Raw genomic sequence first — 13,999 nt, forward strand, 5'->3', positions numbered from 1 at the left:
CAAAGATATTATGTCTCACATTAAACGACGAGATTCTATTCAAGTAATGGTTGGCAATGTACCGGTAGGCGGTGGTGCGCCTATTGTGGTGCAATCGATGACGAACACCGATACGTCGGATGTTGATGCTACGGTAGAACAGATTAAGCACTTGCATAGAGAAGGATCGGAGATCGTTCGTGTTACTGTAAATAATGACGCTGCGGCAAAAGCCGTACCTAAAATTAAGGAAAAACTGCTTGCGGATGATGTAACGGTTCCTATTGTTGGTGATTTTCATTACAACGGTCACAAGCTGCTGGTCGATTATCCCGAGGCAGGACAAGCCCTGTCGAAATTTCGCATCAATCCCGGTAATACTGGTACTAAAACGCGGGATGAGAACTTTTGTACTATTGTAGAGCAGGCGATAAAACATGGTAAGCCGGTTCGAATTGGCGTTAACTGGGGTTCACTGGATCAGAAATTATTAGCCAAGAAAATGGATGCCAACAGTGAGCTCGAAAATCCGAAGTCCTCTAAACAGGTAATGCTGGATACGATGGTCGAAAGCGCACGGCGTTCTGCCGAGCTGGCTGAAAGCGTGGGACTTGCATCCAACAAGATTATCATCAGCTGTAAAATGTCTCATGTTCAGGACGTCGTACATGTGTACGAACGTATTGCTGAACTGCTCGACTATCCGCTGCATGTGGGTCTCACAGAAGCGGGCATGGGTATGAAAGGAACCGTGTCCAGTACGGCTGCGCTGTCGGTATTACTGCAACAGGGTATAGGAGATACCATTCGTGTTTCGCTGACGCCTAAACCGGGTGGAGATCGGGCTAAGGAAGTCCGAATTTGTCAGCAGATTCTGCAATCGCTCGGTATTCGTAACTTTGTGCCGCAAGTTACCGCATGTCCTGGTTGTGGACGTACAAATAGTACTTATTTCCAAGAGCTTGCGGATGAAATTCAAGACTATCTTCGTGAAATGATGCCGATCTGGCGCGATGTCTACCCCGGAGTTGAAAAGATGAATGTTGCGGTTATGGGATGCGTGGTAAACGGTCCCGGTGAATCGCGGAATGCCAATATTGGTATTTCTCTGCCGGGTACCTTTGAAGAACCTAAAGCTCCGGTTTATATGGATGGTGATCATTATACAACCCTTCGCGGTGACGGCATTGGCGAAGAGTTTCGAAATATCCTTGATGATTACGTAATGCGGAATTATGGAAGCTCAAATGGAGAAGAAGAGAATGAAGTGGTTGAAGAAGGTGCTTCATAGAAAATTACTATTAATGTGCTGCCATGGTAAAAAATAAGTTCTTTTACTTGTTCATTATTCTTGCTGTATCTGTAAGTTCTATTTCATGTTCTAAGGAGAAAGAACAAAAAGTTGATGAACGATATCTTGATTCACAAGAATATTCGGCTTTTAAAAAGAATACAGATCAAGAGTTAAAAAAGAGTAGTAATTCGGAAAATTTAGCGGATGATTTAGTTGAAATATCGGATTGTAGTTCGGTTTCTAACTTAGAACCTTCTTTTTCACTTGATTGGGATGTGTTGAAAGAGTTAAAAACAAAAGCAGATCCATGTAATTTAGGGGAAGAAGATCAACGATTAACACTGGTGGGGGAACAATTATTGCAGCCGCAGACCGTGCGTTGGTTTTTATTGGAGAATCAATCAGCTTATCGAAACGCAGAAGTCATTGTTGCTACTTTTAATAATGAGCAACTGCGAAGCTTTACCACCGTGGGAATGTACGAAAAGATACCGGCTCACAATATTCGGACTAATATCACGGTAAATAGTAAAGGGAATACGATGTTAATCCGATCGGAAACAATTCGTAATATCAAGTATCCGGTGGAGCAAAAAAACACCATTACGGCCGAATATACAATTAATGCTAAGGGTCGTATCAATGAGTTGTAACAAATATATTATCCCGCTGTATTCAGTATTCAATTAACAATAGCTTTGATATAATTTTACGTTATGAGTTTATTTAAAAAAGGTATAACCGCTACTCTTACTATTTTTATTTTTCCAATGCTGCTTTTTGCCCAGCAAGATCTTGTGGATAAAAAACAGCGTGCCGACTCCCTTTATGAATCTTTTCAGGAAAAAGAGGCACTGAAATTGTACCGCAATATTTTGGAAGAAGAACCTGAAAATTACAAGGCACTGTGGCGGGGCAGCTTCTTGTATTCGCGGGTTGGTAATAGGCTTAATGACGAGGATGACCAGAAAGAATATTTTAACCGGGGTATTGATCTTGCCAAACGTGCTCTTGAAGTGGATTCTACCGATGCCCAATCCCATTTTGTGATGTCGGTGGCCTTGGGACGTAAAGCACTTATTTCTGGGGCTCGTGAACGAGTTGCTGCTTCACGTGCTATTAAAAAGCACGTTGATAAGGCTTTAGAATATGATGAAAATCACGCGGGAGCTTGGCATGTACTCGGTCGTTGGCATTTCAAGGTAGCTAACTTGAGCTGGGTTGAACGAGCTGCGGCCAATACGCTATTTGGCGGTATCCCAGGGGATGCAAGTAATCAAAAAGCTGCAGACGCTATCCAAAAAGCCATTGATCTTAATGACAATAATATTCTGTATTACTATGACCTTGCTAAAGTATATGAAGAGATGGGACATGATCAGCAAGCTGTGGCGGTTTGCGAAAGTGCGGTAGAGCTTGAGAGCCGGACGCCCGATGATCCCATGCTAAAAGAACAATGCAGAAAACTTATTTTTGATCTGCAATAATCGTTATGTTAGGCGATTGAAAATGGATATTTGGTAGTTTGGCACATCAAATTAGTTAAGAATTTCAATTCTACAGGAATTTACAGTAAATAATGGAACGAATAGGTGTATTAACATCCGGTGGAGATGCGCCGGGCATGAATGCCGCCATACGTGCGGTTGTACGAACTTGTGTGTACTACAATATAACACCCTATGGTATTTACCAGGGCTATGAGGGATTGATCCAGGATGAGATCCAGAAAATGGATGCCGGGTCGGTAAAGCATATCATACATCAGGGGGGCACAATTTTAAAATCTGCTCGCAGTCTCGATTTTAAAACGGAAGAAGGTATGCAAAAGGCTTGGGAAAATATCCAGAAGCATGACCTTGACAGCCTTGTGGTAATCGGCGGGGACGGAACCTTTACCGGTGCCATGGAATTTGGTGAGAAGTTTGATTTCCCCATTGTGGGAATTCCGGGAACAATTGATAACGATATTTATGGCACTGACTTTACTGTGGGCTTTGATACGGCCGTAAATACAGTAGTTGAAGCGGTAGATAAAATTCGTGATACGGCCACTTCGCATAACCGACTTTTTTTTATTGAGGTAATGGGACGTGATGCCGGATTTATAGCAGTATATTCGGGTATAGCAGCTGGTTCTGAAGAGATCCTGATTCCCGAAGAAGATCGGGGTGTTGAAAAACTGTTTGAGTCATTGGCAAGAACTTCAAAACGAAATAAGTCATCGCGACTTGTTATTGTTGCCGAAGGAGATAATAACGGTAGTGTCTATGACTTGGAAGATAAAGTAAAAGAGGAGTTTGGTGATCGCTACGAGACCAAAGTAACTATATTGGGACACGTCCAGCGGGGCGGACGACCAAGCTGCGCTGATCGTGTACTGGCAAGCCGGCTTGGTATCACTGCTATTGAGGCGTTGCGAGATGGAAAACGAGATATCATGGTTGGTATTCGTGATCGGAAAATTCGTTACACCGATTTTGAAAAGGCGACCAAACAAAATCCAAAAATGGATAAAGAACTGCTCCGTACCGCTGATATAATTTCTATTTAAAACGTTGTGCTGATTTAATGTAATGGAACAACCTCCCGATCATACATCAAACAATGGAAATTCTGTTGATACCTCTTATCATGCACCGGAGTGGGCCAAACATGTAATTTGGTATCAAATTTTCCCTGAGCGTTTTTGTAATGGGGATCCTTCCAACGATCCTACGCGTGAAAGAGTTGGCGGACCTAAAGGGTGGAAAATTTCATCTTGGACCGACGACTGGTATGAACAGACTGATTGGGAGCAATCATTGGGAGATTCGTTTCGTAATGGCGTTTTTAAGCGACGTTACGGTGGTGATTTGCAGGGTATCATTGACAAACTGGATTATCTGCAGGAGTTAGGAATTGGAGGAATTTATCTAAATCCTGTTTTTGATGCGGTATCTCTCCATAAGTACGATACCAGTAACTATCACCATATCGATCGCTTTTTTGGACCTGATCCCGAGGGCGATGTGGAAATTATGAAGCAGGAAGACCCGGCAGATCCTGATACGTGGCAGTGGACATCTGCGGATAAGCTGTTTTTAAAACTGGTTGAAGAGATCCATAAACGGGAGATGAGAATCATAATAGATGGAGTTTTTAACCATACTGGAACCGATTTCTGGGCTTTTAGGGATGTAGAGAAGAACCAGTCCAAATCCCAGTACAAAAACTGGTACTCTATTAACTCGTTTGCGGATGGTAAGGGTCAAAAATTTGATTACGACGGTTGGTGGGGCGTAAAAAGTTTACCTGAACTAAAAGAGGTTGACGGCACGCTGGTAAAGCCTGTTCGGGAGCATATTTTTGCTATTACGCGTCGATGGATGGATCCGGATGGAGATGGTGATCCCTCGGACGGTATCGATGGTTGGCGGCTGGATGTCCCGGAGGAAGTCGGGCAAAAGTTTTGGAAAGAATGGAATGCTTTGGTTCGAAATATTAACCCCAATGCGTATACCGTAGGAGAAATATGGACGGATAAAGGCAGCCAATGGGTTAATGGTGAGCTCTTTACTGCGGCAATGAATTATCCGTTTACAGAAGCGGTACAGGATTACATGATTGATCAATCGTTGTCGGCTTCTGATTTTATGAAACGACTGCGATCAGTCAGGGAAAAATTGCCGGATAGAGCCGAGCTAGTACAGCAAAATTTGATGGATAGTCATGATACTCCACGTCTGGCATCGATGATTGTGAATCCCGGTCGTGAATTTGATACCCAAACCAAGCCCAAGGAAGGGTTCGACGTGCGCAAACCGATGCCCAAAGAACGTCGCCTGCAAAGGCTTATTGCGTTATTTCAATATACTTATGTTGGTGCACCAATGATCTTTTACGGCACGGAAGCTGGCATGTGGGGGGCTGACGATCCCGATGACCGGAAACCGATGGTATGGCCTGAGTTTGATTATGAGCCTGAGGCTACCCATCCGCTGGGCAAAGAACGCCCTGTTGATGAAAATACTTTTGATGAGGGATTGTTTAACTGGTATAAGAAATTAGGTGCGATCAGGAATAAGCATTTAGCACTGCAAAAAGGAGAGTTTCAGGAACTGCTTATCGAAAATGATGCAAATGTATTTGCTTTTGCCCGTTTTCTAAATAAGAATATGTTTTGTTTGGTAGCTGTAAACCGATCAGATCAGACAAAAAAAATAAGAATACCGCTTGACCAATTTGAAGTTGAAGAGGGGAAACATCTTGAAAATATTATTACCGGAAATCGTGCTGAGGTAGCAAATAGCAAAACAGCAATTACACTGCCGCCCATTTCCGGTGCGGTGTTATCCCCCGAAGAGAACTAATTATGCGTATAGATCCCAAATATTTTAATACTTTTTTGCTCATTGTTGCGGTCGTGGCCGCTTCCTTGATTGCCTATTTTATTGTCAGCAATCGCACGGCTGAAAAATCTAAATTTAAACAGCGCATGTTTTCGCAGGATTCTCTTCAAACCATCTGGTGGAATAATGTGCAGTCAGACGATAGTGTAAAAGTAGCTGATTTTGAAGGAGCATATGTAGTGCTGGATTTATGGTCAAACTGGTCAGATGCTTCACTTAATTCGCATACCGAGCTGGCAAAAATCAAGCAGCAATATCCTGATAAAGTGCAGGTTTTGGCAGCTGCTGTGGGGCTTCGAAAGCAGGAGGTGGAGAATTATATCGAGAAGCATCAGTTTCCTTTTCATTTTGTAGCAGGTTCAAAACAGTTTTCTGAGTTTAATATGCCCGGATTACCCGTTCAATTTGTGTATGATCAACAACTTGATCTTAGGCATGTATTTTTGGGATATTCGGATGACCGTCAATACGATAGCTTACGGGTTCTTATAAAAAATGGAAACCACCACTAACTGGCTTATTTTTGATGGAAAGATTACGCCGGCTGATCAGCCGGTTGTACCTGTGGTTTCTCGGGGACTAATGTATGGAGATGGTGTTTTCGAGACTTTAAGAGCCTATCATGGTAAAACCCTTCTCTTTGAAGATCATATTGCTCGTTTACATTCCGGAATGAAAGTGTTAGGAATGGAGGCAGAGTCCGATTTAGAAATTGAAGCACTCAAAGGGCAGCTGTGGAAATTGTTAGAAAAGAAACAGCTACTTGATACTAATGCAATTTTTCGTTTACAGGTATGGAGAGATGGTCAGCGGGGTTATCATCCGCAAGATGATAGTAGCATACATTATTCCATAACTGTCTCGGCCTGTCCTGAGAGTTTTCCTCCTCCCACATTGTCTACTGTCGATCAAAGACGTATTCCTTCCCAGTCGATGCCATCTTCAGCAAAGTTTACGAACGGGATTAACTATATCCTGGCGGCCCAGGAAGCCGCTGAAAGGGGAGGAGATGATGCCCTGATGCAAACGATTGACGAATTTATATCAGAGACAACCATTGCGAATATTTTTTGGATTAAGGGGGATACCATTTTTACGCCCGACGAAGAATGTGATCTTATTCCGGGAATCACCCGAAAAATTATCTTGGGTATGATAAAAGAAAGTAATCGCTGGGAGTGTCGAGAAGGGAAATATTCGCTTGATCATCTTTTGGATGCCAATGCCGTGTGGATATGCAACTCAGTCCGGGAGGTTTTAGCTGTAGAAACAATTGACGATAAAAAATTTGATGTTGATCATCCTGCTATAGATGAATTGCAAAATCGATATACACAATTTCGTCGAGATAACGCAAAACTATTAAAACGGTAATTGGGATGGCTGATCTACTTACATTAACACAGTATTTTGCTTCCCGGGGTGATGTGATTTTGCTGCATTCACAGTCTAAAGATCATCCTTCATCCCGGATATCGTATTTAGCAGCACAACCTGAGGCAATTATTAAGGCGGATGGCGATCAAATTGCTGAATCCGTAGGCGATGAAGAACAAGAGTATCACCAAAATCCATGGCAAGCATTACAGGAATTTCGAAATCGAGTGGATAACTGGTTATTTGGCTATTTAGGATATGATTTAAAAAATCATATTGAGCAGTTAGATTCCTCCAATTCTGATCCGGTGGGAGCCCCGGATATGTATTTTATGGTGCCCGGATTTTTGCTGCGGTACGATCATAAATTCGAAAAGCAGGAGCTGATTGTAGGGGATATGCCAACAGATGTTGAAGTTAATCAAGAAATTTTTCCCGAAAGAGAATGTGAACTTGAACGTTTGCAGCCCCAGACAAGCCGGCAACGTTATATTCAAAAAATAAGAAAGTCACAGCTTCTGATTACAGAGGGAGATTTTTATGAAATTAATCTCTCGCATCAGATGAAAGCCTCCTTTAAAGGTTCAGCACTGCATTTGTATCAAGAGATGCGCGAAATAGGTCCCGTACCTTTTGGAAGCTTTTTACAATTTAATGATCTTTCGATTTGCTGTCAGTCACCGGAACGGTTTCTACGTAAGGAAGGAAGCACCGTTTATTCACAGCCGATAAAAGGGACATCAAAACGGGGTCTTTCCACTGATGAAGATGAGCTATTGAAGAAAGAGTTGATTTCATCAGAGAAAGAGCAGGCCGAGAATCTGATGATCGTTGATTTGGTTCGGAATGACTTAAGTCGAATTGCGCAAAAGGGGACCGTAAAAGTCCCTGAGCTTTTTGCTATTCAATCATTTGGGACGGTGCATCAGATGGTATCTACTGTTACAGCCGATGCGGAGGAGGATGATCCGGTTAATATCCTCCGAGCCTGTTTCCCGATGGGATCGATGACAGGGGCCCCGAAAATAAGTGCTATGAAATCCATTGAAGAACTTGAGGATTATAAGAGGGGGATTTACTCCGGAGCAATTGGATATCTAACTCCGGCCGGTGATTTTGATTTTAATGTGGTTATTAGAACAGCGATCATCAAAAATAACTATTTGTATTACGCGGTAGGAGGTGCAATTACCGGTGATTCTAATCCCCGGAAAGAGTGGGAGGAAACCCAAATTAAAGCTCGCGCGCTCTTACATGTATTTGAGAACATTGAAAAAGAGTAATCACTTTTAAGAAATATCCTTATATGGCTTTGAAGGCTTATTTTGGGGGTATAAATGAGAAGTTGCGAAATTCTTTAAATTAGTTATTATTAGAAATGTAAGCCCTTACATTTTTATATAAACTGTCATTCTAACCAGGATATTTAGAGGGATAAACAATTGGCTGGAAGTACAATATATGACATTGCAAAAAAAGCGGGAGTAAGTATAGCTACTGTTTCACGCGTTGTTAATAACAGTGATGGAATTGCGGATAAAACAAGAGAGAAAGTATTAAAAGTGGCTGATGAACTGGGATATTATCCGCAGGCCTACGCACAGGGACTTGCGCGCAAGAAAAAGAACATAATTATGGTGGTGGTGCCAGTGTTATCCAACTACTTTTTTATGGAGGTATTGGCAGGCATCCAGGATGAGATATCGAAGTACAATTATGATCTGAATATTTTTAATGTGCAGAGCAATGGGAAAGATAACATGTTTCCCCAGGTGAAAAATATTATCAAGCGTCAGTGGGCCGATGGATATCTTTTCATTTCAACACATTTGCGGGATACCGAACTCGAGCAACTGCAAGATTATGATATGCCGATCACCCTCATCGATGAGTCTTATCCGGGGATGGATTCTGTTTCCGTGGATAATGAAGAAGGAATTGAAAAAGCCATGAACTATTTCCTGGAAAATGGGATGACCCGCATTGCGATAATCAGTGCCATGAAGACCTCTAAACCCGGGAGACAGCGTATCGAGGGGTATAAAAAGGCACTTAACGAAGCGGGCGTTGCTGTTGAGGAAGATCTTATTGTAACGGGAGATTCTATGTATCGCGATGGCTTTTCGGAACAGAATGGATATGAGGCGATGCTTAAACTGTTAGAGTTGTCGAAACCGCCTCAGGCCTGTTTTTGTACTTCCGATATACAGGCGGTTGGAGCTATGAAAGCGATGGAAGAAAAAGGGATGGAGATACCCATTATAGGCTATGATGATATAACGATTTCGAATTATATTGGCTTATCAACCATTCGTCAGCCAATGTATGATATGGGTACGCTGGCGACTAAAAAGCTGATGAATAGAATGAAGAATAGAGAGGCAGAGCCTGAGCACAAAGTTTTTGCGCCTGAGCTCATTCTGCGCTCTTCTACAGAAAAAGAAATAAAAGAAGAAGTCTGATAAATACTTATATCTGCTGGTTAAGAAAGAGAATTTTAATTTTTATATGATTTATGCTCAAACCTGACGCATGTATTTTTGACTTAGACGGCGTTATTGTTGAAACGTCTGATGCTCATTTCAAAGCTTGGCGGCGACTTGCTGAATCTCTGGGAATTTCATTTGGCGAAGAATTTAATGAACAGCTCAAAGGCGTAAGCCGACGAAAATCAATTGAAAAGATTTTAGCTCTTGATGGCCGTAAATTGCCCGAGGAGGAGATCCAACGGCTTATGGATAAAAAGAATGGCTGGTATCAGGATGCCATCGCCGAATTAGCACCTGATGATATCCTGGAAGGCGTGCCCGAATTTTTAGAAGTATTGCAAGAAATGGAGATTCCGATAGGAATCGGATCATCCAGTAAAAATGCCCAGTATATTATTGATTATCTGCAGCTCAATGATACCTTTGAAGTTATTATTGATGGGACGAAAGTAGAAAATACGAAACCCGACCCTGAAGTATTCCTGAAAGGAGCAAAAGCATTGAATTCCGATCCGTCAAAGACGATCGTCTTTGAAGATGCTGCTTCGGGAGTTGAGGCAGCCAATAATGGTAGATTTATTAGTGTGGGTGTTGGTTCCGAAGAGTATCTGGGGGATGCGGATCTGGTTATCCCCGATTTTATTGGTTTGACGCCTGAAAAGTTATTCAAAAAACTTAGCGACAAGTAACGGATAAGTAACAAGACTTTGATCTAAAATTACGATTTATGGATAAGTATCTGGAAACTGACAAATGGAAAATTATTGAAAAAGGTTTTGATCCGGAGCGCCAGCGCTCTTCAGAAAGTATTTTCAGTATTGGCAACGGACATATGGGTCAGCGGGCCAATTTTGAAGAGCATTACAGTGGTGATTCGCTTCAGGGAAGCTATATCGGAGGTATCTATTACCCCGATCCCACAAAAGTAGGGTGGTGGAAAAACGGTTATCCCGACTATTTTGCTAAAGTCCTCAACGCTGTCAACTGGATTGGTATTGATGTCTATATTAATGGTGAACAGTTGGATCTGGCAGAATGTACGGTTATAGATTTTACCCGCACTTTGGATATGAAGCTAGGATTATTGCAGCGTAGCTTTGTGGCTGAGCTGAAAAATGGCAATAAAATTGCGATAGAAGCATGCCGATTTGTGAGCATGGAACGGACCGAAGTTGGAGCAATAGAATATAAGATCAAGGCGCTGAATTTTTCCGGGACAGTTACTCTTACTCCCTATATCAATGGGGAAGTGTATAACGAAGACGCAAATTATGATGAGATTTTCTGGGATGAGGTAGCGCAGGATTCCTTTGAAGATGGTGGCGTGGTAACAACGCAAACGAAAAAGCTTGATTTCTATGTTGCGGCGGCGATGAAAAATGTCATCCAAAAAAATGGAGAGTCACCGGATCTTGATATAACTTCTTCTGTTTCTTCGATGTATGTTGATCAATCGTATAAAATTCCCGTCGAAGAAAATGACGAAGTTCAACTTCATAAATATGCCGTAGTTGCTTCTTCTTTGAACCATGATCGTAAGCGCTTACATTCCCATGCTAAGCAAACAGTAGCCGATATAGCGAGGGTAGGGTATCAGCATTTAGAGAAGGAACATACCGATTGCTGGAACAATATTTGGCAGGGTAGCGATGTGCATATTGAAGGTGATAAAGAAGCACAACAGGGCATTCGATTCAATATTTTTCAGCTGTACCAAACGTATACTGGTGAAGATGAGCGCTTGAATATTGGCCCCAAAGGTTTTACCGGCGAAAAATATGGTGGTTGTACATACTGGGATACTGAAGCGTATTGTTTGCCGTTTTATTTGAATACAGCTCCCGATGAAGTAGCTCGACAACTGCTACGGTACCGCTATCGACATCTGCCCAAGGCGATCGAAAATGCTGAAAAACTCGGATTTACTGATGGAGCTGCACTGTATCCCATGGTCACGATGAACGGGGAGGAGTGTCATAATGAATGGGAAATTACATTTGAGGAAGTTCATCGTAATGGAGCCATCGCTTATGCCATTTATAATTACATTCGTCATACGGGAGACGAATCGTACCTCAAAGAAGCCGGGCTCGAGGTATTAATTGCTATTTCAAGATTTTGGAGTCAGCGGTTTAACTTTTCCGAAAAGCGTCAGCAGTATGTGATGCTGGGCGTGACCGGTCCCAATGAGTACGAGAATAATATCAATAACAACTGGTACACCTCGTACATCGCCTGCTGGTGTATGCGTTATACGATGGAAGCAATTGATAAAGTTCGCGAAGAAGCTCCTGACCGGTTTGAGGAGATCCGGAAAAAAACTTCATACAAAGATGCAGAAACCGAGCGCTGGAAAGATATTTTAAATCGTGTTTATCTTGGTGAAAATGAAAAATTAGGTATTTTTCTACAGCAGGATAACTACCTGGATAAAGTCCAGCGTACAGCCAGTGAGTTGGATAAGAGCGAACGTCCCATTAATCAGTTCTGGTCGTGGGATCGCATTCTGCGTTCCTGTTTTATCAAGCAGGGTGATGTAGTACAGGGACTCTACTTTTTTGAAGATCATTTTGATGAGGATACCATTCGCCGAAATTTTGATTTTTACGAGCCCCGAACGGTTCATGAATCATCGCTTTCTCCCTGTATTCACGCGATACTTGCCTCAAAGCTCGGTTATGATGACAAGGCTTACCAGCTGTATTTGCGTACGGCACGCCTCGATCTCGACGATTATAACAAGGAGGTGCACCAGGGATTACATATCACCAGTATGGCGGGCACGTGGATGTCGATTGTAGAGGGATTTGCAGGAAAACGTGCCAAAGAGGGACAGCTTCATTTTTCACCATCACTGCCGGAAGAATGGAAGGCCTACTCGTTTAAGATTTTGCACAAGGGTAATCGGCTTAAAGTTCGAGTTGAATCGGAAAAGATTATTATAACCTGTGAGAAGGGCAGTGGGTCAACATGTTATGTTTATGGGGATAAATATGAGGTTTCTAAAGACCAGGAAGTTGTAATATCGGAACCTGTACTGAGTAAATAATATTTTACAAAATCAACTAAAATTATACCGCAATGAATAATCGTTCACCGTTTTATACCAGAATACTTCCGCTCGTTTTACTGCTGTCTGCATCGTTACTGACGTTGGGATGCACTGAATCGATAGAAGAGGATGTTCAGGCTCGGGATCATATTGAACATCCCGAGTGGTCGAAAAGTGCCAACATGTATGAGGTTAATATCCGCCAATATACCGAGGAGGGTACTTTCAAAGCCTTTGAGGAGCATCTGCCGCGACTAAAGGAAATGGGCGTTGATATTCTTTGGCTGATGCCCATCCATCCCATTGGAGAAGAGAAGCGCAAAGGAGAGCTTGGGAGCTATTACTCTATTAAGGATTACAAAGCGGTCAATCCCAATTTTGGGACGATGCAGGATTTTAAGGATCTGGTTGAGGCGACTCATGAACATGATATGAAGCTCTTTTTAGATTGGGTACCTAATCATACGGCATGGGATCATCCGTGGACTGAAGAACATCCTGAGTACTATATGAAGGATTCCACGGGCGCGATTACCTACGAAGCTGACTGGACCGATATTGCTCAGCTAAATTACGAAAACAAGGAGCTCTGGGATAAGATGATCGACCGTATGAAGTTCTGGATCGATGAAACTAATATCGACGGCTATCGCGTGGATCACGCGGGGCATGATATTCCGTTGGATTTCTGGAAGAAGGCGATTCCCGAGGTCAATGAGTCAAAAGAAGATTTCTTCTGGCTGGCCGAGTGGAATACGCCCGACATGCATCCTTGGTTTGACGCGACATACACTTGGGAATATTTTCATCTCTCAACAGAGATAGCCCGGGGCGATACTACTGTTGGTACGATTACCGAGTATATGGCCCAAGAACAGGAGCGCTTTCCAGCTCATGCTTATCGACTCTATTTTACTTCCAATCACGATGAAAATTCTTGGAACGGGACAGACGAGGAACTATTCGGTGATAATTTCGAAAACTTTGCTGTGATGGCTGCCACTATTGATGGTATGTCGTTGATCTATAGTGGACAGGAGACTGCTCTCGATAAGCGGCTCGAGTTTTTTGAAAGAGATCCCATCGAGTGGGACGGATTTGAATACGAGGATTTTTACCGAACCTTGTTTGAGTTAAAAGATCGCAATGAAGCCCTCTGGAATGGTCAATATGGAGGTGACTTTGTTGCTGTACCTACCGAATCATCGGGACAAACATATGCTTATAAACGCGTAAAAGGTGATGATGAGGTTTTCGTGATCCTTAATTTCGAAGATAGCGAGCAGGATATTTCTTTCCCTAATCTGGACAATTCGGTTGACTATACTGATGTGTTTAGCGGAGAAAATATTACAGTGGACAGTGAGGGAGTGACGCTTGAAGCTCATAGCTATTTGGTACTTGAAAAGTAATTTCG

General features: G+C 42.5%; 12 protein-coding genes. All 12 read left to right on the forward strand.

Features of this window, described 5'->3' with window-relative positions; genetic code table 11:
• Positions 1-10: 10 nt before the first annotated feature.
• Positions 11-1,270 (forward strand): flavodoxin-dependent (E)-4-hydroxy-3-methylbut-2-enyl-diphosphate synthase, encoded by a 1,260-nt coding sequence (gene ispG, locus ACQ4LT_RS04895; protein ID WP_445664899.1) that lies wholly within the window; start codon positions 11-13, stop codon positions 1,268-1,270.
• A gap of 23 nt (positions 1,271-1,293) precedes the next feature.
• Positions 1,294-1,926 carry a hypothetical protein gene (locus tag ACQ4LT_RS04900; protein ID WP_445664900.1) on the forward strand — a complete coding sequence of 211 codons (633 nt, stop codon included), beginning with the start codon at positions 1,294-1,296 and terminating at the stop codon, positions 1,924-1,926.
• A gap of 63 nt (positions 1,927-1,989) precedes the next feature.
• Positions 1,990-2,760, forward strand: a complete 771-nt coding sequence (locus tag ACQ4LT_RS04905; protein ID WP_445664901.1) for a tetratricopeptide repeat protein — start codon at positions 1,990-1,992, stop codon at positions 2,758-2,760.
• A 92-nt stretch (positions 2,761-2,852) separates the two neighbouring features.
• Positions 2,853-3,827, forward strand: coding sequence for a 6-phosphofructokinase (gene pfkA / locus ACQ4LT_RS04910; protein WP_445664902.1), 975 nt, complete (start codon positions 2,853-2,855; stop codon positions 3,825-3,827).
• A gap of 22 nt (positions 3,828-3,849) precedes the next feature.
• Positions 3,850-5,625, forward strand: a complete 1,776-nt coding sequence (locus ACQ4LT_RS04915) for a glycoside hydrolase family 13 protein (RefSeq protein WP_445664903.1) — start codon at positions 3,850-3,852, stop codon at positions 5,623-5,625.
• A gap of 2 nt (positions 5,626-5,627) precedes the next feature.
• Positions 5,628-6,176 (forward strand): peroxiredoxin family protein, encoded by a 549-nt coding sequence (locus ACQ4LT_RS04920; RefSeq protein WP_445664904.1) that lies wholly within the window; start codon positions 5,628-5,630, stop codon positions 6,174-6,176.
• Positions 6,160-7,038: an aminotransferase class IV gene (locus ACQ4LT_RS04925; RefSeq protein WP_445664905.1), complete on the forward strand. Its 879-nt coding sequence runs from the start codon at positions 6,160-6,162 to the stop codon at positions 7,036-7,038. The genes ACQ4LT_RS04920 and ACQ4LT_RS04925 overlap by 17 nt, the downstream gene beginning before the upstream one ends.
• 5 nt (positions 7,039-7,043) lie before the next feature.
• Positions 7,044-8,324, forward strand: a complete 1,281-nt coding sequence (pabB, locus tag ACQ4LT_RS04930; RefSeq protein WP_445664906.1) for an aminodeoxychorismate synthase component I — start codon at positions 7,044-7,046, stop codon at positions 8,322-8,324.
• A 159-nt stretch (positions 8,325-8,483) separates the two neighbouring features.
• Positions 8,484-9,503, forward strand: coding sequence for a LacI family DNA-binding transcriptional regulator (locus ACQ4LT_RS04935; RefSeq protein WP_445664907.1), 1,020 nt, complete (start codon positions 8,484-8,486; stop codon positions 9,501-9,503).
• A gap of 53 nt (positions 9,504-9,556) precedes the next feature.
• Positions 9,557-10,219, forward strand: a complete 663-nt coding sequence (gene pgmB / locus ACQ4LT_RS04940; protein ID WP_445664908.1) for a beta-phosphoglucomutase — start codon at positions 9,557-9,559, stop codon at positions 10,217-10,219.
• A gap of 38 nt (positions 10,220-10,257) precedes the next feature.
• Positions 10,258-12,579: a family 65 glycosyl hydrolase domain-containing protein gene (locus ACQ4LT_RS04945; RefSeq protein WP_445664909.1), complete on the forward strand. Its 2,322-nt coding sequence runs from the start codon at positions 10,258-10,260 to the stop codon at positions 12,577-12,579.
• A gap of 32 nt (positions 12,580-12,611) precedes the next feature.
• Positions 12,612-13,994, forward strand: coding sequence for an alpha-amylase family glycosyl hydrolase (locus ACQ4LT_RS04950; RefSeq protein ID WP_445664910.1), 1,383 nt, complete (start codon positions 12,612-12,614; stop codon positions 13,992-13,994).
• Positions 13,995-13,999: the final 5 nt, after the last annotated feature.

The organism is Fodinibius sp. AD559 (assembly GCF_052712805.1).